Below are 661 nucleotides of genomic sequence, written 5' to 3'. Positions count from 1 at the left end.
CGACTTCACCGTGTAGGCCGAGTTGAAATCGCCTGATATCTCGGCGTGCGACGTCGTGGTGACGCCGGCGACGTTGCACTCGGAATCGCTGACATAGCCGGTCGAAGCGGCGCTGCGCGAGCTCGACGAGGAGCTTGGCCTCCGCCTCTCCAGTGCGGAGGTGCTCGGCACGCTCGACGACTATCCGACCCGCTCGGGCTATTTGATCACGCCCGTGGTGGTGTGGGCGGCCGACAGTGCCGCGATCAAACCAAACCCGGACGAGGTCGCTTCCGTCCATCGCATCACGCTCGCCACGATCGAGCGCGAGGACGCTTTCGACTTCATTGCGATTCCCGAGAGCATGCGGCGCGTCATCCGCTTTCATCATCAGATGAGCCTGATCCACGCGCCGACGGCGGCGCTGATCTACCAGTTCCGTGAGGTGCTTGCGGGCCGGCACACCCGCGTGGCCGAGCTGGAACAGCCGGTGTTCGCCTGGAAGTGACGCAAGGGACGAAAAAAATAGGTAAACGGCGCGTTAACGTGACGGTTACCGGATGCCTGCTAGGAAGTCCGCATGCATCATTCGATTCGAAATAGCCTCTCTCGACATAGCCTTGCGCTGGTTCCGCTCGCGCTCGCCTTGCTCGCGCCCGCCGCGCGTGGCGGCGAGGCCGAC

General features: G+C 63.7%; 1 pseudogene. It reads left to right on the top strand.

Annotated elements, in window-relative coordinates:
• Positions 1–97 precede the first annotated feature (97 nt).
• Positions 98–487, top strand: a pseudogene (locus MOV75_RS40870) (CoA pyrophosphatase); the annotation flags it as partial.
• Positions 488–661 lie beyond the last annotated feature (174 nt).

It is taken from the genome of Bradyrhizobium sp. PRIMUS42 (genome assembly GCF_023006515.1).
Lineage (GTDB): Bacteria > Pseudomonadota > Alphaproteobacteria > Rhizobiales > Xanthobacteraceae > Bradyrhizobium.
Note: the sequence above shows the minus strand (reverse complement) of the source record. Positions and strands in the feature narration are given on the sequence as shown.